Raw genomic sequence first — 18,583 nt, 5'->3', positions numbered from 1 at the left:
ATGCAAATGAATAAGACTGATTTAATCAAAATGGTTGCTGAAAAGGCAAATAAACCAACAAAAGAAGTAGCAGAAATAATTGATAGTTTTTTCAAAGAATTATCTCAAAATCTAAGAGAAAAAGATGTTTCTATAAAAGATTTTGGTACTTTCAAAAAGATTATTCAGCCAGCTCGGATAGCTAGAAATCCGGCAACTGGAGAACCTGTAGAAGTTCCAGAAAAGGAAGTTGTTAAATTTAAGCCGTCCAAAAATATACTAAACATGAAATGGCTATGATAGAAATAAACATCCATATTCCTATAGATGGTGTGAACAATATTTCTATACCAATCCAATTACCTGTAGTTCCAAGGGTTGGAGAAAAGATTTATCTATCTGACAAACAAATAAATAATTTGATAAGTCTATTAGAAGAAGAATATTACCACAATCCACAAACAGAAGAATGGAAAGAATCAATAAGACGGTTCACCAATATTGAGGAAGTAGCATATAATGCTGCAAATGGAACGATACACATTGAATTATCAACTATTTAAAAGAAACAATATGAAAAAGTATTTATCATTAGTAATGATTGGTTTAAGCCTTATGTTGTCTGGATGCAATAAAGACGATAACAACGACCCTGATACTCCACCTACAGGAGATACAGGAAAAGTACGTTATGAAGCTACCGTAAGCGACCCAGAAAATTTCAAACTTCTAATACATTATACAGTAGGAGTAGATATTTCTTCCGAAGCTCCCGAAGAAGCTGCCAAAGAAACTATTGTAGAAAGTCCATTCACATTTGAGCAAGAAGCCAAACAAGGAACATATTTATGGCTATCTGCCTACCCTATACCTAAAGATGAAGAAAACCTTGAAAATTTACAGCTACCTAAGACAGTCGAAGTAAAAATTTTTATTGATGATAAGCTGCATAAGTCTAACAGTGGTGAAAATTATGCAATGGTTCAACATATATTCGGACAGGAAAATTACCAGTAGAATTGATACCTTTTCTGCCTGCACTGGAGAGAAACCGGGAAGGTATTTGATACCGTACTTTTCCGGGTTCTGCCCGGCATGGACGATAAGAGAACATTATTATGATACCAAAAAATAAAAACCAATACCACTCTCACTGCATAAAAGAGTGGTATTTTCATTTGAATTAATAAAATGAAAGACCAAAAAAGATTATTACACAAGTGCCTATTAGAAGACATTCCAGCTTTTGTAATATGCGGAACAGATATTTGTTCCGTCCAAGCAATGGAAGCATATTACCAGATAGCAGTAGAAAAAGGTTGCAATAGCAATTTTTTAGAAGACTTGAAATTAGCTATAGAAGATTTCAAGGCTTTTCAATGTGAGGAACCTGAAAAAGTTAAAATACCCGATTAAATCATGGAAGAAAGCAAAGAATTACAAAAACTATATGGATTCATGCAAGCATTCATTTATATAACTGTTTGCATAGAGATTCTACTATTTGTTCATTTTCCCTTTAGTGAACAAATTATGCCCTTATTATCAAAAATGGCAAAAATTCCTATCTATTCTAATATTCTTTATAGTAAACTATTTACATTCTTTATTATAATGGTTACTTGCATTGGAACACGTTCAAAAAAGGATTTAGAATTAGACCCGACTAAACAAATCATTTTTCCTTTAATCTTTGGATTCATAATGTTCTTTGGAAGTATATGCTTTCTTTTCTTTAAAGAAAAAGGAGAAACTAGTTTAGAATGGTATAATATAGCTTACATTATACTATCAATAATTGGAGCGACATTAATAAATTCAGCTCTAGATAACATTTCCAAACGTATTAAATCAAACTTTATGAAAGATAGATTTAATATAGAGAATGAAAGCTTTGAACAATCTAAAGACAAGGTAGAAACAGAATTCTCTGTCAATATTCCGATGAAGTTTTTCTACAATAGAAAGTGGCATAATGGGTGGCTGAATATATGTAACTGTTTTCGTGGAACTTTCGTAATAGGAACGCCTGGAAGTGGTAAATCTTTTTCTGTTATAAATTCTTTTATAAGACAACATTCAGCTAAAGGATTTGCAGAAGTTGTTTACGACTTCAAATTTCCTGAACTTGCCAAAATTGCATATTATAATTATCAAAAGAACAAGCAATTAGGAAAAATACCAAGTAATTTCAAGTTCAATGTCATTAATTTTTCTGATATTGAATATAGTAGAAGAATAAACCCATTGAAACGAGAATATATAGAAATCCTAGCAGATGCAACAGAAACGGCAGAAGCATTATATGAGAGTTTACAAAAAGGCGACAAAGGAAGTGGAGGTAATAGCGATTTTTTTAAAACATCAGCAGTAAACTTGTTAGCAGCTTCTATTTATTTTTGGTCTAGATACGAGAATGGCAAATATTCAGATTTACCGCATGTACTGGCTTTCCTTAATCAAGAATATGACGTACTTTTTAAAGTCCTCTTTTCCGAACCTGAATTAAAATCACTAGTTTCCCCATTTGAAGCTGCATATAAATCAGGAGCAGTGGACCAATTAGAAGGACAGATGGCAAGTCTAAAAGTACAGTTATCAAGACTGGCTACTAAAGAATCTTTTTGGGTATTTAGTGGCAATGATTTCAATTTAAAAGTATCAGATAAAAAAGACCCTAGTTATCTTATCATTGCAAATAACCCTAAAACACAAAGCATGAATAGTGCTTTAAATGCACTTATCATTAACCGATTAACTAGACTTGTCAATACAAAAGGTAACTACCCTACTTCAATCATAGTAGATGAATGTCCCACATTATATTTTTATCAACTTGCAACACTACTTTCTACTGCACGTAGCAATAAGGTTTCAATTTGTTTGGGATTACAGGAACTACCGCAATTAGAAGAACAATACGGCAAAGCTACCGCAAAAACTATAACTTCTATTATAGGTAACACTTTATCCGGGCAAGCTAAAGCTCCTGAAACTTTAGATTGGCTACAAAAACTATTTGGAAAAGTTAAGCAAGTAAAAGAAGGTGTTACTATCAGAAGAAACGAAACAACAATTAATATGAATGAACAAATGGATTTTGTTATCCCGGCATCCAAAATATCTTCATTACAAGCTGGTACATTAGTAGGGCAAGTTGCATTAGATTTTGGACAAGAAGATAATTTTCCAACAGCGATGTACCATTGCAAAACCAATTTAGATTTAAAAAAAATTAAGAAAGAAGAAGAAGCCTACAAAGAACTGCCAAAAGTATATAACTTTGGGACAGCAGATAATAGAGAGAAATTACTGCAAAAAAACTTTAAGAGAATATACGACGAAGTAGAAACAGTAATAGAACAATATGTATAACATTACATTACCAATTTTAGGCACAAGGTTAAAGCAAATCCGAGAGCATATAGGATATTCCCAAGCTCAATTAGCAGAACAGCTGAACTGTAAACAAAATGCGATTTCAAATCTTGAACTAGGAAAAGGGGGCAGCCTAAAACTTTTATTTCAAGTGCTGAATTTTTATTCTAACTATGTTTTTATAGATTTAATATTTAGTGAAAAGTTTTATCTGATTTCTAATACAGAAGAAGATGAAGCGCAAAAAGCCAATTATAATTCTGTTATAATAGAAATTATAAGACAATCAGAAAAAAACTATGAGGATGCTATGTCAAACGCTAAAAAAGAGCTAGAAGCTAATCTTCAAAAAGCCATCAATTTATTACAGCCCTAATAAAATAAAAGAGAGTACAAAATACTCTCTTTTATTTTCCAATATTACTTTAAAGAATTTGTGATACCTATTCTTTTGGAGTTCTGGCACTGATGGGCGTATATAGCATGATGAAATGATACCGAATTATCGTCCCTGGTACACCCTGAAGAACTCCTTTTTGATACCAAATACAAAAAGCTGCTGGAAGCCGGACACAAAGAATTGATACCATAAAACTATAGGGAAAAAGAAGAAGGACAAAATGCCATATTATATCTTGAGTTCAAGTTATAAATGCAACTTTTAAAGAAAAGGATTAATAGCTGCATAAGTAATATTTTTTTCAGAGAGAAAAGAGAGACAATTCCCTCTGTTCTCTGCTGAATGGATAAATGTTACTATCTTTGTTTTTATTGTCCGTCCAAAGAAATAAAAGTTGTAGATGAGTAAACATATAACCGAAAAGCAAAGGTATGCAATTTCTAAGATGTTGCAAGTTCCGATGAGTAAAAAAGATATAGCTGAAGCTATTGGAGTTGATAGGAGTAATATTTATAGAGAAATAAAACGCAATTGCGATAGTCGTAGTGGAAAATACAACCCTGATCTTGCCCAAAGAAAGGCAGATAAACGTAAGGTTGAAAAGAAGCGAAAGGAGGTATTTACACAAGCTATGAAGAAGCGTGTAAAAAAGCTTCTACGAAAGGACTTGAGCCCAGAGCAGATAGTGGGCAGAAGCCAAGTAGAAAATATAGCTATGGTATCTCACGAAACTATATATTGTTGGATATGGCAAGATAAACGACAAGGTGGGGATCTTCATAAATCTCTTAGAAGGCAAGGACGCAAATATTCAAAGCGTGGTTCTAAAAACGCAGGTAGAGGATTTATTCCGAATAGAGTGGAGATTGATCAGCGACCTTCAATTGTAGAGCAAAAAGAAAGATTTGGTGATTTAGAGATAGATACAATTATTGGAAAGAATCACAAAGGTGCTATTCTAACCATTAATGATAGAGCAACAAGCAGAGTATGGATACGTAAGCTATCAGGGAAAGAAGCCATCCCTGTAGCAAAGATTACAGTATGGGCATTACGAAAAGTAAAAAACTTAATACACACAATAACGGCTGATAATGGAAAAGAATTTGCAAAACACGAGGATATAGCACAAAAATTAGATATTAATTTCTATTTTTGTAAGCCATACCACTCTTGGGAGCGTGGTGCCAATGAAAATACTAACGGTCTTATCAGGCAGTATATCCCAAAGGGTACGGACTTTAGTGAAGTAACCAACAAGCGTATTAAATGGATTGAAAACAATCTAAATAATAGACCTCGTAAAAGACTTGGATACCTCACACCAAACGAAAAATTTAAACAAATTATTAATATGAATTCCGTTGCATTTGGAACTTGAATTCAGCAAGAAATAAGTAATGATAAAAAATAAACTGCCCGTAAGATACACGGGACAGCATTTTACTATAGATAAAGTGCTGATAGATGATGCAATTAAAATTGCGAAAATAAATGAATCCGACACTGTTATAGATATTGGTGCCGGAAAAGGATTTTTGACTGTTCATTTAGTTCGTCAATGCACAAATCTAATTGCAATAGAGAATGATAAATCGCTATTGTCCATTCTAAAAAACAAGTTTTCTAACAACACGAATGTCAAAATTATTGATTGTGATTTTAGATGTTACACCATACCAAAAAGAAATTTTAAAGTTGTGTCTAATATCCCTTTCAGAATAACTTCTGAAATTTTAAAATCCTTGATGTTTGATAGTGTTGAGCATTTTATGGGTGGTTCATTGATAATGCAACTTGAACCTGTCCAAAAGTTATTTTCAAAAAAAGTTTTCAATCCATATATTGTGTTTTATCATACTTTTTTTGATTTAAAACTTATGTATGAAATATCTCATGAGAGTTTTTTGCCACCACCAAAAGTCAAGTCAGCACTTTTAAAGATTGAAAGAAAAAAAATGTCAATAAGTTATGAATTGAAAAGAAAATATCTGAATTTTCTCACTTTCTTGTTGCAAAAACCCGATTTGCCAGCCAGAACTGTATTAAAGACAATATTCAGAAAAAGTCAAGTCAGAGTTATTGCTGATAAATATGGAATAAATCTTAATTGTCAAATTGTTAGTTTGGCTGCAAAACAATGGGAATGTTGTTTTTTGGAAATGTTGGAGAGAGTTCCTGAAAAAAACCATCCCTCTTAATTGTTAGTTGATTAGAGTCTGATTCAGTAAAACAAAATTATTTTTTTTACTGAATCAAGATTAACTGTTTAATACACCATTTTAGTCATTAAGTAACTTCTATTTTACTTCCATGTAATATCCACAGGATTGCGTCTCGGAATAGAAGTTATTTTATAACTTGAATATCCAAATAGCATTGGACAAGCCGCTTTACGTTCTTCTGGTATTGATAACAAATCCTTTAATGGTTTATAATTGTCTATAGCCAACTTTACGAATCCAGCCCAACATGTACCGATACCAAAAGCGGGCGCAGCAATATCAAAATGAGTCAAAGCAATAATTGCTTCGGTAGGGTCATCAATTGGCTCAATAGGAACATGTGCAAAAAGTAAATGGGGAGCATTATGGCAAATCAAATCCAAACCACTATCCCAAGTTGAAATTATTGCAGGTACATAATCTGCTAGAGGATGTGATGTGTTTTGAATAGTTCGCATCCAATCAACGGTTAAACTTGCAACACGATTTACCTCTGATGGTTTATGAATAACAATCCATTTTACTGGTTGTCCATTCCCTCCAGATGGAGCATAACGGGCTATATCAATAACTTTAGCAATTAACTCTTTATTAACTGTCTTTGAAGAATAATGTCTCACAGAACGTCGACTTTTTATATACAATGCTATATTCTGTGGTTCAATCTGACTATCCAAAAAAGACGTATTAATTTTTTCGTCAAGAAGGAAATCTAAGGTAAGAGCCTTCTGTGCACAAAAAGACTCACAATGACCACATTTTAAACAATAATCCAATTTTTCTTCAGGTATGGTTGGATAATTTAAGGCTGTCGATTTATCAATGATTCCCATTACACATACAGTTGCGCAAGTATTGCATTTAGAACATGTTTTTCTGTCTATAAGAATTTGTGGCATTTTTGTCTCCTTTAAATTTTATTCATTAATACTACTTGTTTGAATCTGATTGTCAAGCTATTTAAATGCAATGAAGTTTTTTAAGCTTGTGCATAACGGCTGGGGGTGTGGCAAGTGTGGGAGAGCGTGTTACGTTTTCGTCCCCCGACGAAAACGCCCGAGCGGGCGAAACCGCTCCGAAGTTCCAATGTCAACCCACATTGGCTACACCCCTTGTTACAAGCTGCCATTTTGTATTAATTTTTGTCCATTAGATTCTTTCATTAAGTTGTCCCAATCAAAAGGTGTTTTCAAGTATGATTCATCATTTCCACCAATAGGTTCAAAATTCTTTAATACCTTATCTTCTCCAGTGGGAAAGTTATTATCTTCGTAATATTGATTCTCAATAAATAAGTTTTTTAAACTTTCTATCAAATCTTTATCGAACCTGTCAATATAATCTAAATATCGGATACCATGAATACAATACTCCTCATTAGCTTTAATCTCTTTCCCTTTCAATGGTTTTTCTACAATCATATAAACCTCAATCCCATTTAAGAAATCATCGGTTACCTTAATTTTTGTCTTATTCCCTAATTCAACTTCATTATTGGAATTCAAATAGTATTGCAAATCAATTCGAGCCTGATAATCATTTGTATAATTTTTATTCAATCCCTCATATAGCACTTCAATAATGCTTTGATAATGATTAAATGCATCCTTTCTAGCTTCAATAGGTGATAAATTGCGAAACTCTTTTCTTGTATTCACATAAGCATCTGAAAAATCAATACCTTTTAACAAATTATCAAGTTTGTTACCAATTTTTCTTCTCCAAAATTTTGATTCTACTACGTAATGTATATAAATAATATGAATATGTGATTAATATCCTTCACTCCCCGAAACCCAGAAAGAGCAACACGAGAATCTTCTTTTCCCTATGTCCATTTCATAAAAATGATACCAGTATAATAACAAATACTTATAATATGAAAAGAGAGCATCCAAATACATACCTTTTAACAATACAATCGAAATCAATCTATCCTATCTAATTCTATTATAGCTACTTTCTCTTTATCTGGACTTGCTTCATTTTGTATAAGAGTTATATGTTTTTGGGTATAGCTTTTAATAACCCAAGGAGCACCACCTAAATATAAAGCATTGCTATTAAATATGATATATTTTCCTTCTATTTTGTAAGTAATATCAATTTCATCGTAACTTTCCCAATTTACTTTCCCCGATTGAGTATCTATAAATTGCATACCTACTCCCATATTGGGAACTACCCAAGCATCACAACGACCTGTACCACGCCATGAGGTTTGATATAGTTTTTGGGGAGTAAGTTCTCCTATTTGTACCTCTGGATTTTTATCATCACAACTTGTAAAACTTATGTTTACTAAAAATAATGCCCAAAGCATTAATAAGCAAGATTGTTTAAAATAATGTACCATGTATTAAAATAGATTATATTAATATAAATACCAGACTTCAAAATTACAATCCTATAATTGTGTATAGATTTGCTAATGTTGCTATTGAAATCTGTTTTTCTACTAAATTAGAAGCCCATGAACTAAGACCATATACTTCCAGCAAACTCTCATCTCTTTCATCTGCAAAAAATGAAAAACAGAGTTTGGTAGTTGGGTCGTATAAATATTCCATATTAGTTGCCTCATGATAGTACTTACAGAAACCTTTTTCATTGAAGTTCTCCAAAACCATACATAGCGGAGAACGCATTTGAGGATTAATACGCTTTCTAGTATTATAACTTATCTGAATATCAGAGCTGAAATACCTTGATATTTCTGCCGATATAATTTGGGCTTTTTTGATAAAAACATTATCATCTTCATTTTGCCTTAATTCCGCATCCGTAGCATTACTTTTACTCAATACTATTTGGTCACCCTGTCTTGTTGTTAACACAGCAGCTACATCATATAAACTTTCTCCCGAAGCAGATGTCTTTGTCAATACTCTTGCAATCGTAATAGACGGAGTATAAAGTCTTGTAACAGGAAGAAGAATTTCCTTAGAAGTATCATCAAAACGTCTTTGAAAGTTTCTTTCCAGTACAAAATCCGACATTGGATATAATCCTTCTTCTATTAAATCAATCACTGTATGATTTTTTGAATCATTTAATGATTTTCTCCAAGATTGCAAGTTTATATTTATGTCTTTAAGTGCCATTGTAGTATTCACTACACCTGTTTCATCTTGAATACCACCCAATGTTTTTACACGTATAAATATATCTTGTCTTTTGTAAACTGTAGAATCAAAAGTACCATCCTTTCCATTAAATCCGAACGACCCATTAAGTGAATCACCTTTATATACAAGTGAAGCATTAATATTTTTCTCTAAGGATTTAGTTTTCTGTTCAACATTCGTATTTGAATCCGCATTACCCATATATTGCGCAAAAGCTCTTCCACCTGTATAATAACCAACAACAACAAAATCTCCATATGAATCAATGATAGATGATATAGGAGAGGTATATAAATTATTAATAAAAGACCTTCTTAAAAACTGCCTTGCAAACACTTTATTAGAACCATTGGAACTTAACAAGGTAAATTTGCCATGAGCAAACAATATATTCATTTCCCCATAAGCTTGTTCTTTTGATTCATTAATAAAAGTTCTAAATGTTTCGGTTGTCGTTTTCTTTTTCCCTATAGAAAAAAATCCTAGATTTAAAGAAAATCCACTTTTCACAGTTTTACTTATTGATGAAAAATGCGTATAATTATTAAAATCATAATAAGCAAACGATGACTGGTCGTTCCAGTTAGGATAATTTTCATCAATATATGATTCATCATATTCTTTTAGAGATTCAATATCAAGTATGGAATGCGTAAAGTTATCAAAATCACTTGGTATATAATTCCCCTTAAGCAATTTATAACCATAACCTAGATATTTATCAGTTCCCCCAATCATCTCACCACTTCTTGTCAACTCTTCATCAAAAGAAGGTTGTCCTGTAATAACATCTGGAAGAGATGGATTACGTTCTTGAAGAATCACATCATCACATGAATAATCAGTTTCAACCACTGTATTTTGCTGTGCGCATAAGTTCAAATCCTCTGAACAAGCTATAAACAATGGAGCTATAACAGATAAAATTATTATATATAATATTGATTTCATAATCTTTTCTTATTGCAGATTATTATTAGATAAACTTTTCATATATTCTTCTAAAGGAATTGTTACTATTTCGTCTGGTTTTGCCTTTGATGTAGTATTTATTATTCCATACCAAGAACCTTTAAATTTAACTTCTCTATCATTAGCCTCATTTCCATTACGATAAGTCATAGTAATAGTATAGTCAGCCTTTACACTATATTTCTTTAAATAAGTCGTTACTTTAATTAAAGATGGCTCATCAACTTCTACCGGAATAGTCACCGATAATGTTTTAGGTATCTCATACGTTGTGGAAGTATAAGGAGCTCTAGGCAAAAATATTGTTGAATCAGGCATTTCCCCACTACTAAAATTGCCAGGGGCAATAAATTGCCCGGCTATTATTGCAGGACGTAAAAACATTTGTTCTTCATTTGCCATTGGAATTTTCAAAGCTCCTTTTTCTGTATAACAAGAAGTATCTTTTACATCTTTTTTTGCATAAATTGTAATATTTGATGGTCCAGCAACTGCTCCTGTCTGACCATTTGAATACACAACAACAGGGTCTAATTCCGTCACTACAGCTTTAGGTTCAAATGCTATTTCTTTTACTTTAAATTTATCCTGAAACTCTAATAGAAACTCTTGCTGTGGTTGCTTATTATATTTTGCATACCCTACCTGCCCATTACTCTTTACTTCTATAGAATAATTAAACACACTCCAAGGATTATTGGGGTCTGCCGTTCCTAAATATGTCTGATTTTCAATATTAAAATATCCTTTATATGTTGATGGTATAAGGTCCCAACTTCCAGAACTTATATCTTCCGAGTCCCAAACAAAAACAAGTTTATTGTTTGGGTCATTGTTATATTGACCACAAACCAATGGCTTATTATAAGACTTTGAATAAATCAAATATGGTATTCCACTACTAGGTGGCAAAATCTTTAAATAGAATTTTGAAGAACTATAAGCTGAAAGTATCAATTCTTTTCTCATTCCTTGAGTAGAAAGATAAGGCTGTCCAACCACTCCACCTCCTCTGACTTTCAACGCAAAAGGAAGCTCTCTAACAGCATACATATTTGATGAATAAAATTCATCTGTCTCAGGATAATAAGAATAAGATTTCGTTTCTGGCTTTTTTTTAAACTCATCTATATTAGAAAACAGACTCACAGAGTCAGCAACAGAGATAGCTCTTGACTGGATTGAACTTTCTGATGTTTCCGAAAAATCATATAAAAGTTCAGAACTTTTTTCACAAGAGACAAGACCAATAGTCATTGCTCCTACCAATAATTGACTTACGCCCCAAAAAGAATAGAATTTTTTTTTCATAAATATAGTTTTAAAATTATGTCCTTAGAAACAAATACACAATAGAGTTCACGTAGATTTACTTTCTGACGCACGCGAATACGCCACATATACAAAAGGACGAAGAGAAAACAAATCCATGATGCCAAAAACTTTTAGGTAAATATATAAATAGCTCTTACAGCATATTACGTTAAGAGCTATTTATCCCAAAAAGTCAGTTATATTTTACTTAATTTCCCGAAAGACTTAGCCAAAGACGAACTGTTCTTTTAGCCTTATTCTGTTCTCCTTCTAGAATCTTTGCATCACCTTTCTTATAGCTTATTTTTAATTGAGAATCAGTCTGTATAGCATCATATAGAGGAAGCAAAAAGAAATTATCTTCATCTAAAAGTTTTTCCATTATTAACGGAATAATATTTTTACCCATCGCTTGCATTTCTTTAAACTGTGGTAATGTTGTATAAGCGAGAGTACTTGAACTATATTTAGTTTGTGGATTTATTGAAATTTCTTCGTTCCATGAATTAAACAAATCGTTAAACTTAGTCTTTACCTCACAATTAATATTTGCAGCTTTATCAATGACAGCTTGTTTTTCTGCATCAGAAAGTTCAATATCTTCTTGTGCTATCTGTTTTGCAAGTTCCTTTATCTCCGACATATCAGTCTTTGTTCTACTCTCGATAAAAGAAACCAAAATTCTACCATACAAAGTGCCAGATAGCTCACTCCTTTTATGGGTAATACGCAAATAACGCCCAAGTTTTGACTCCCAAGTACCGCTACTATATACAACACTTCCATGAGTCATATCTATACTACTTGTTCCCCAACCATCAACAGTAGCATTGCTACCTTCTGTACTAGTCTGTTCATAATTACAAGACGAACCATATAAAGTTTTAGCATTTTTATACTGTTCTATAAAATCATTGTAAAAAGATTCTGGGTCAATCCATTTGTTAGTTATCCCCATAGAATAAGCAATACAATTATATGTACCTGTTGCTTCTCCTGTTACAGAAATATTATTTACATCTAAATTTGGGAAATCCTTTTTAAGATTATCCTTTTCCGCTTGTGTAGGAACCCTTCTCATAGAAGCAGCTCTAGTAGTAAGTTCGTTTGGATTGGCATTATCCTCCACAGAACCAATCTCTTCGTTTTGCTGACAAGCAATAAGACTAAAAGAGAAACCTAATAAAATTAAAATTTGTTTTCTCATAAAACGATATTTTTAAGTTAGTAATTATTCAGCAAATGCATTTGCATATCGCAAATATACAATACAAATTGTATATAATATAAGAATTATATTGTTTTTTCCACTGTTAATGCTTAAAAACATAATATATTTGCTATTTTTGCAATATACAATCTAAATTATACTAATATGGAAAAAACTTATCATTCATTAAAAGACTTTGAACTATCCTATGGGAAAAATGCTATTGAGAGAGCAAATGATTTCCAGCAGTACATTGAGCAACTAAATGATTTCGGATGTAAAAGCTATTGGATAACTTCACATACAGGTATCGGTTCAACAATGGCAATTGAAGGCTTCAACGAACCTGTTATTGCATTTATTTCTAATGATTATTTAGGTATGTCACAAAGAGAAGAAACTAAACAAGCAGGTATAGATGCTATAAAAAAATATGGAACAGGTGCTTGCGCTGCACAAGTAATAGGTGGTTATCTCGACATACACCAACAGCTAGAGAAAGAAATAGCTTCTTTTGTAGGACAAGAAGAAGCTATTTTATTTTCTTCCGGATTTGGAGCAAATGCCGGAATACTAAGAGCCTTATTGGGTCAAAATGATATTGCATTGATAGACCCTTATATCCACACAAGCGCAATGGCTGGACTAAAAGGAACAAATATAAAACGAATTGGGCATAACGACCTAGAATATTTGGAGAAGGTACTAAAAGAAGTCAAAGGGCAATATCAAACTAAACTTGTAATAATAGATGGTGTATATTCCCAGGATGGGGATTTGTCTTTACTTCCGGAAATTATTACTCTTTGCAAGACTTATGAAACCATGCTGATGTTAGATGATGCACATGGAATAGGAGTAATGGGAGCCAATGGCAGAGGAACAGCTGAATACTATAACTGTTTAGGTCAAATTGATATTATTACTGGCACATTCAGCAAGTCATTTGGTTGCGTAGGGGGATTTGCAGCAGCTTCGAAGAAGATAATACAATACTTGAAATTTTATGCGGACAGCAATGTGTTTTCAGCAGCCCCTACCCCACAAGTCACAGCATCCATACTAAAAGCTTTAGAGATTATAAAAAAAGAACCACAAATAAGAACCAAACTTTGGGAAAATACGAACTATCTTAGAAAACGGTTGAAAGAAGAAGGGTTCGACATAGGAAAATCTGTTTCCCCTATTTTTCCTATTATGATAAGAGATAATAAAAAGGTTTACGAAATTGCTAAAATGTTGCAAGAAAAAGGTATCTTTACAATTGGAATTGTATATCCGGCTGTAAGAACCAAAGAAGCAAGATTAAGGGTCAGCGTTCTTGCCACGCATAAACTTGAACAATTAGAATCTTTAGTCAATACTCTTAATGATATAAATAAGAACATAAAAATAAAATAATAATGAAAGAAAGGAGAAAGCGAAGAAGTGCCAAAGACATAAAGGAAAGCATTATTAATGCGGCAACCCATTTAATTGAAACTGAAGGATTTTCTAATCTAACAGTTACAGGTATTATGCGACAAGCTGAAATTGAGCCTGTACAATTCTATAACAGATATGATGATTTGAATAAGTTCATTGACGAGTATGTAAAAAAATACGACTATTGGTTTAGCGATATTGTAAAATCACAAAAACAATCTAGTAACGATAAAGCACTATATATGAACATTCTTGTAGGTTTATTTCAATCTTTATCAGAAAATAAAATCATGCAAGAACTTCTAAAATGGGAACTAGCTAATAACAATGAAACTAGTCAACGTACCGCTCAACTACGGGAATTGCACACGTTACCTTTATGCCAAAAATTCTCAAACATATTCTCCAATACAGATATTGACATTGTAACTATATCTGCACTAATAATAGGAGGAATATATTATCTTATTTTGCATGATAAACTTTCAACTTTCAGTGAAATAGACTTAAAAAAAGAATCTGACAAACAAAAAGTTATTAAGGCTATAAGCAAATTGTCAGACATTTTATTTACGTTTATACCTTCTTCTATTACTAAAGAAAATATTGATATTATAATAAAAATGAGAGAAGATAATATTCCTGTAGAAAAAATAGCATATTATACAGGAATCCCTAAAGAAATTATTGTTTCTATCTAAAATATCCGTCCAATGAGGAAAAACCCATTGGACGGGTCTATAGCCTAACCAAAAATCTTTTGTTTCACAAAACGACCCTTTTTCTGTACTAAAGAAAACGGTTCTTTTTTTGCTTAATCAAAGAACTTATGTCGCTACGGTGTTTAGTTAACCAATCTTCCAAAATAAACGAAACTAAAGATGAAATAGGTATTTTGGCTTTAGCTTTGAGCAACCCAAACACCTCTTTTACATCTGTATCAACATATAGAACTTCCTTGCAATTATAATTTTTTCCTTTAATGTACTCTAATAAGTCCGTCAAATCCATTTCACTAGAGCCATTAAAATTAAAAACTTCCGAAGAAGTTGTTTCCATTTCTACATGAAGTGGTTCTTTCTCCTCTTCAACTTCATATTTAGCTTCTTGAATAGGAGCTTCATTTATACTACTCCCATGCAATTCTTCACCTCTTATCATTTTAGCTATTTCCAGAACACTAGAAATACCTTCATTTTGCTTTTTCCTTAATTTATCAGCCATGTGCAAATATATACAATAAATGAATAACTTTATAACAAATATCTATTAAAAGAATATTTTATTTTATTGCTCCTTCTTGAATGATATAATCATAAGCATTCTTCACCTTATCAATACACTCATTACTAATTGCTAATGTATTTATACGTTCCATAGCAACAGAAGCTGGTATTTCATCTGTAACAAAACCAACTTGCTTAAGAATATCAACTACCTGTTCTTTTGTTTCATATCTTACCGCAGTTCTCATATTGTTAGGTAAAAAGAATATTTTAGCTTTTACATTTAAATACTGTAACACTTGGATAAAAAAACCTGTACTATCCATTGTAAATTTATCGTATTTAAATGGGCATATTATTATATCCGCAGCTTTAAGAATAGTTCCCAGAGCATCATCATCAATCTTACCAGGCAAATCTATTAATAGATTTCCTTGCTCAACCTTAGTAAAATCACTAATAATTTTAGCAACATTAGATATATCGGTTTGTATAACCTCATATTTAGGTTCATTATCATAGGTCGCAATATCTTCTTTTCTTCTATCCGATAATGAACGCTGAAAATCTAAATCCAATACTAGAACTTCTTTTCCTTTTTCTACTAGATAGTTGGCAAATTGTATGCAATTAGTCGTTTTACCACAACCGCCTTTCTGATTCCCAAATAATATTATCATATCTTACTTATATTTATTAATTTTGTTGCTGTCCTCTTTTCTTTTTCCTATTAGGAGATTTATCTTGCTGTACATTTATATGCTGGCTAAGAATATCACAAATAGCATCAATCAGATTAAATCCCCTTGCCAGTTCTGAATCTTGTTCAACATTTATTCTTTCCATCTTATCAAGAGTAACTAGAGTAATCCTATCTTTACTATAGCCATCTTTTATAATATTGATTCCTAAATCATCAGTACTTACGATTACTTTATTCTTTTTATCTATTAGATAAACTAAATTATCATCTTCAACAAAAAGAATTCCTTTTTCTCTTAATGTAGAATGTAAATCTGAACTATGAGCCAAATAACTATTTATCATATCAGTATAGACAGTATTTTTTTTATCCATATGCTCTTGAATCAAAATATCATCTTTTTTCACATGATAAATTCTACTTAACAACTCGGCTTCTTTAAGTGTAGCAACATTAAATTTATTTGCTTCATACACTCTGCTATTATATCTAAGTTCTTTCAACAGTTTTTTATCAAGAACCAATAAAGCCTTATCATCACCATTTATAAATATTGTGCCATTCATTGAAAACCTATAACCGTAATCTAACATTAATTTCTTGAAACTATCCATTGTATATTTTGTTCCATCTTTCAAAAGAAGATTAATTATACTATTACAGTGTTCAACTTTTGCTTGTTTATTAGGCTCTACTAAAAGTTCCTTCAAATCCATAACTTCCCCACCTTTCAAAACTCTCTTATTTCTATAATCAATTAATGTATATCCATAAGGTTTAGTATGTCCTTTTCCTGTATGAAAGACTAAATTTATACCAAACTTATCTTTCATCAAAGTTTGAAGTTCTGTATAGGAAAGTCCTTGCTTATATTTAAATAAAAGAGCTGTTATCTGTTTTCTTCTTTCTTCATCAGGTGTATATTGTTTAGCTTTATCTTTTATCTGCTCTAATTGAATTGAAGCGTGCTTTTCACCACCCTTATACAAAATTAATAATCCATCCTTTTCTCTTAATTTCCATCCTGATTGTTCAAGTAACAACTTATATTGCTGCACTGTAGAAAAAGAAAACTCCATGTATTTTGAAATATCATCTTTAGCCTTCAAAGCTAAATCAACATTCATTATTTGATTTATGACTTTCTGTGAGCGCACAGCTTCCATATTATCTTTTACCTTCTGTCCGTTCTTCTGTACTCGTGTAGAAACAATATGTACATGATTATTTTCTGTATCAGAATGAAAATATATCATATAAGGATTATTTCCATAACCCATTTTATTTATATATTGCAAAGCTACATTTTTCAAATCCTCTGCCGAATATTCACGCCCCTTACATGAAATCACTGCATGAAATTGTTTTGCCTTGACCGCTGGATTAGTCCTACAGACAGATTCCATATAAGCTATATAATCCGACTTCTTCAAATTATCTGGATTCATAGCAAAATTTTCTGCAACAAGAAGTTCACTCTTGCCTTCCTCATTCTTTCGCTCATTATAATCAATACCAGCGAAAGAAGTTGCCGCTTTTAAAACTACTACTACCATATTTATAACTTCACACCGCAAATATACAAACAAATATTCAATAAAAGAATATTTCAATATAATTTATTCATACAATAAATATACAAATATTATATATTCATATATTATTTATATATATAATATTTTCCCCTAAAGTTTTTGGTATCATAATAATGTTTTCTCTTCGTCCATGCCGGGCAGAACCCGGAAAAGTACGGTATCAAATACCTTCCCGGTTTCTCTCCAGTGCAGGCAGAAAAGGTATCAATTAGATGCAATCCTTTTGCCGATGGGCGGTAGTTCCTGAATGGTGTCGGTGTCTTTTCTTTTATGATGCAGCCGTTTTCCTGTATTCAGGTATAGAGAGAAACGACACAAGGAACTTTAGGGAAAAGAAATAGTAACGCTGTCTTTATCACTAAAATTATATATATAAATATTATATATACATATATTATTTGATTGACATCAACTTACGCCAAGTAACATTCAATTTATCTTGCATAATTACATAGTCTGCCATTTTCTTTTCTACCTCATTAAGAACCTCTTGATTAACTTCTTCCTTATGAATATTTACATACCTAGCCAACTGATTTATATTATTTCCTATACGTTTCATTTCCAAACAAATTTCATCCATCGAACGAATAAATTCTTTAGGGTCAATAAGACCAACTCCTTTCCTAAAGACTCTCTGTCTAAAATAATCTGACATACATTTGCTAGATTTAGAAGCTTTAGTTAGTTCTTCATATTCTAAATTCGTTAAGCGAACTTTCACTATTCTATCTCTTTTATTTGCTTTCATACTATGATACTAAATAATATATGCCCCCAAGTTGCGAGGGGGCTAAACTCCTGATTTATCAGGCAAGATTTGGTTTTTGTGTCCACAAAAACACATCTTGCTATTAATTTCTACAAACGCAAATATATAAATTACTAAACACCCTCCCAAACAAAAGGGAAAAAAATACAATTAGATAAGTTTTTTTGGTATCATAATAATGTTCTCTTATCGTCCATGCCGGGCAGAACCCGGAAAAGTACGGTATCAAATACCTTCCCGGTTTCTCTCCAGTGCA

At 32.0% G+C, this 18,583-nt stretch carries 21 protein-coding genes; 10 read left to right on the top strand and 11 right to left on the bottom strand.

What is annotated here, in order from left to right; genetic code table 11:
- The 8 genes from BLW31_RS21400 to erm all read left to right on the top strand — a co-directional run bounded on the left by BLW31_RS21400 (window position 1) and on the right by erm (window position 5,958).
- Window positions 1-279 carry an HU family DNA-binding protein gene (locus BLW31_RS21400; RefSeq protein WP_004295340.1) on the top strand — a complete coding sequence of 93 codons (279 nt, stop codon included), beginning with the start codon at window positions 1-3 and terminating at the stop codon, window positions 277-279.
- Window positions 270-542, top strand: coding sequence for a hypothetical protein (locus tag BLW31_RS21395; protein WP_004295341.1), 273 nt, complete (start codon window positions 270-272; stop codon window positions 540-542). Before BLW31_RS21400 ends, BLW31_RS21395 begins: the two co-directional genes overlap by 10 nt.
- 10 nt (window positions 543-552) lie before the next feature.
- Complete coding sequence (locus tag BLW31_RS21390) at window positions 553-996, top strand: hypothetical protein (protein WP_007559162.1); 444 nt, start codon at window positions 553-555, stop codon at window positions 994-996.
- Between the two features lie 174 nt (window positions 997-1,170).
- Window positions 1,171-1,395 (top strand): hypothetical protein, encoded by a 225-nt coding sequence (locus tag BLW31_RS21385; RefSeq protein ID WP_004295344.1) that lies wholly within the window; start codon window positions 1,171-1,173, stop codon window positions 1,393-1,395.
- Between the two features lie 3 nt (window positions 1,396-1,398).
- A complete protein-coding gene (locus tag BLW31_RS21380) occupies window positions 1,399-3,354 on the top strand; it encodes a type IV secretory system conjugative DNA transfer family protein (RefSeq protein ID WP_004295345.1) in 1,956 nt (651 codons plus the stop codon).
- Entirely contained in the window at window positions 3,347-3,733 is a 387-nt protein-coding gene (locus tag BLW31_RS21375) for a helix-turn-helix domain-containing protein (protein WP_007559164.1), read from the top strand. Before BLW31_RS21380 ends, BLW31_RS21375 begins: the two co-directional genes overlap by 8 nt.
- 424 nt (window positions 3,734-4,157) lie before the next feature.
- Window positions 4,158-5,138 carry an IS30 family transposase gene (locus tag BLW31_RS21370; protein ID WP_004343809.1) on the top strand — a complete coding sequence of 327 codons (981 nt, stop codon included), beginning with the start codon at window positions 4,158-4,160 and terminating at the stop codon, window positions 5,136-5,138.
- 19 nt (window positions 5,139-5,157) lie between these two features.
- A complete protein-coding gene (erm, locus tag BLW31_RS21365; protein WP_010539471.1) occupies window positions 5,158-5,958 on the top strand; it encodes a 23S ribosomal RNA methyltransferase Erm in 801 nt (266 codons plus the stop codon).
- Between the two features lie 104 nt (window positions 5,959-6,062).
- On the opposite strand, the gene BLW31_RS21360 is transcribed toward erm, so the two are convergent.
- The 7 genes from BLW31_RS21360 to BLW31_RS21335 form a co-directional block, all read right to left on the bottom strand.
- Window positions 6,063-6,881 carry a nitroreductase family protein gene (locus BLW31_RS21360; protein ID WP_004342663.1) on the bottom strand — a complete coding sequence of 273 codons (819 nt, stop codon included), beginning with the start codon at window positions 6,879-6,881 and terminating at the stop codon, window positions 6,063-6,065.
- A gap of 80 nt (window positions 6,882-6,961) precedes the next feature.
- Window positions 6,962-7,111 (bottom strand): hypothetical protein, encoded by a 150-nt coding sequence (locus tag BLW31_RS24565; protein ID WP_157998596.1) that lies wholly within the window; start codon window positions 7,109-7,111, stop codon window positions 6,962-6,964.
- Window positions 7,098-7,673: a hypothetical protein gene (locus BLW31_RS21355; RefSeq protein ID WP_010539470.1), complete on the bottom strand. Its 576-nt coding sequence runs from the start codon at window positions 7,671-7,673 to the stop codon at window positions 7,098-7,100. The genes BLW31_RS24565 and BLW31_RS21355 overlap by 14 nt, the downstream gene beginning before the upstream one ends.
- Window positions 7,674-7,909: 236 nt before the next feature.
- Window positions 7,910-8,338 (bottom strand): hypothetical protein, encoded by a 429-nt coding sequence (locus BLW31_RS21350; RefSeq protein ID WP_005780925.1) that lies wholly within the window; start codon window positions 8,336-8,338, stop codon window positions 7,910-7,912.
- 43 nt (window positions 8,339-8,381) lie between these two features.
- Window positions 8,382-10,061, bottom strand: coding sequence for a BSAP5a family pore-forming toxin (locus BLW31_RS21345; RefSeq protein ID WP_007559167.1), 1,680 nt, complete (start codon window positions 10,059-10,061; stop codon window positions 8,382-8,384).
- A 9-nt stretch (window positions 10,062-10,070) separates the two neighbouring features.
- Window positions 10,071-11,393, bottom strand: coding sequence for a BSAP5b family pore-forming toxin (locus BLW31_RS21340; RefSeq protein WP_005647361.1), 1,323 nt, complete (start codon window positions 11,391-11,393; stop codon window positions 10,071-10,073).
- A 211-nt stretch (window positions 11,394-11,604) separates the two neighbouring features.
- Window positions 11,605-12,603 carry a DUF7689 domain-containing protein gene (locus BLW31_RS21335; protein ID WP_004295351.1) on the bottom strand — a complete coding sequence of 333 codons (999 nt, stop codon included), beginning with the start codon at window positions 12,601-12,603 and terminating at the stop codon, window positions 11,605-11,607.
- Window positions 12,604-12,771: 168 nt separating this feature from the next.
- Between BLW31_RS21335 and BLW31_RS21330 the strand changes: the two genes are divergently transcribed.
- Together BLW31_RS21330 and BLW31_RS21325 are read left to right on the top strand one after the other, a co-directional pair.
- Window positions 12,772-14,007 (top strand): aminotransferase class I/II-fold pyridoxal phosphate-dependent enzyme, encoded by a 1,236-nt coding sequence (locus BLW31_RS21330; RefSeq protein ID WP_007559081.1) that lies wholly within the window; start codon window positions 12,772-12,774, stop codon window positions 14,005-14,007.
- A 2-nt stretch (window positions 14,008-14,009) separates the two neighbouring features.
- Window positions 14,010-14,732: a TetR/AcrR family transcriptional regulator gene (locus BLW31_RS21325; RefSeq protein WP_007559082.1), complete on the top strand. Its 723-nt coding sequence runs from the start codon at window positions 14,010-14,012 to the stop codon at window positions 14,730-14,732.
- Window positions 14,733-14,820: 88 nt separating this feature from the next.
- Here BLW31_RS21325 and BLW31_RS21320 read toward each other — a convergent pair whose 3' ends face one another.
- The 4 genes from BLW31_RS21320 to BLW31_RS21305 all read right to left on the bottom strand — a co-directional run bounded on the left by BLW31_RS21320 (window position 14,821) and on the right by BLW31_RS21305 (window position 18,306).
- A complete protein-coding gene (locus tag BLW31_RS21320) occupies window positions 14,821-15,255 on the bottom strand; it encodes a hypothetical protein (protein ID WP_007557648.1) in 435 nt (144 codons plus the stop codon).
- A gap of 58 nt (window positions 15,256-15,313) precedes the next feature.
- On the bottom strand, window positions 15,314-15,937 hold the full coding sequence (locus BLW31_RS21315; protein ID WP_004295355.1) for a ParA family protein: 624 nt from the start codon (window positions 15,935-15,937) through the stop codon (window positions 15,314-15,316).
- Window positions 15,938-15,953: 16 nt separating this feature from the next.
- Window positions 15,954-17,516 (bottom strand): relaxase/mobilization nuclease domain-containing protein, encoded by a 1,563-nt coding sequence (locus BLW31_RS21310; protein ID WP_007559083.1) that lies wholly within the window; start codon window positions 17,514-17,516, stop codon window positions 15,954-15,956.
- A 433-nt stretch (window positions 17,517-17,949) separates the two neighbouring features.
- A complete protein-coding gene (locus tag BLW31_RS21305; protein WP_007557662.1) occupies window positions 17,950-18,306 on the bottom strand; it encodes a plasmid mobilization protein in 357 nt (118 codons plus the stop codon).
- Window positions 18,307-18,583: the final 277 nt, after the last annotated feature.

Source organism: Bacteroides faecis MAJ27 (assembly GCF_900106755.1).
In the GTDB taxonomy this organism is placed as follows: domain Bacteria; phylum Bacteroidota; class Bacteroidia; order Bacteroidales; family Bacteroidaceae; genus Bacteroides; species Bacteroides faecis.
This window is presented reverse-complemented; position numbering and strand designations above follow the sequence as displayed.